This window comes from Streptomyces capoamus, from assembly GCF_014654935.1.
GTDB lineage: Bacteria > Actinomycetota > Actinomycetes > Streptomycetales > Streptomycetaceae > Streptomyces > Streptomyces capoamus.
Window position 1 is genome coordinate 100735 of sequence record NZ_BNBF01000007.1, and the last position, 797, is coordinate 101531.

Annotated in this window: 1 protein-coding gene; it reads left to right on the forward strand. The window is 72.1% G+C overall.

Going from position 1 to position 797, the window contains the following annotated elements:
• On the forward strand, positions 1-797 hold a 797-nt coding region (locus IE312_RS39870), incomplete at both ends, for a UvrD-helicase domain-containing protein (RefSeq protein ID WP_229899673.1).

The window sequence follows — 797 nt, forward strand, 5'->3', positions numbered from 1 at the left end:
ACGCCGCCTACGAGGACCTCAAGCGCGACCGCGCGGTCATCGACTTCGAGGACGTGCTGCTGCTCACCGTGGCCATCCTCCAGGACCGGCACGACATCGCGGAGCAGGTCCGGGCGCAGTACCAGCACTTCGTCGTGGACGAGTACCAGGACGTCAGCCCGCTGCAGCAGCGGCTGCTGGACCTGTGGCTCGGCGACCGTGACAACCTGTGCGTCGTCGGGGACGCCAGCCAGACCATCTACTCCTTCACGGGAGCAACGCCCGACCACCTCCTCGACTTCCGCCTCCGCCACCCCGGAGCCACCGTCGTCAAGCTGGTCCGCGACTACCGCTCCACCCCCCAGGTCGTCCGTCTCGCCAACGCCCTGCTCGCCCAGGCCCGGGGCCGCGCCGCCGACCACCGGCTGGAACTCGTCTCCCAGCGCCCCTCCGGCCCCGAACCCGCCTACACCGAGTACACCGACGAGCCCGCCGAGGCCGAAGGCGCCGCCCGCCGCATCCGCGAACTGATCGACGCCGGCGTCCCCGCCGCCGAGATCGCCGTCCTGTTCCGCACCAACTCCCAGTCCGAAACCTACGAGCAGGCGCTCGCCGACGCGGGCGTCCCCTACCAGCTGCGCGGCGCCGAACGCTTCTTCGACCGGCCCGAGATCCGCAAGGCCGGCATCGCCCTGCGCGGAGCGGCCCGCTTCGGCGGCAACGACTCCCTCCTCGACGACGTCGTCGACCTGCCCTCCCAGGTCCGCGCCGTACTGTCCGGCGAAGGCTGGACCAGCGAGCCCCCGGCCGGCTCCGGT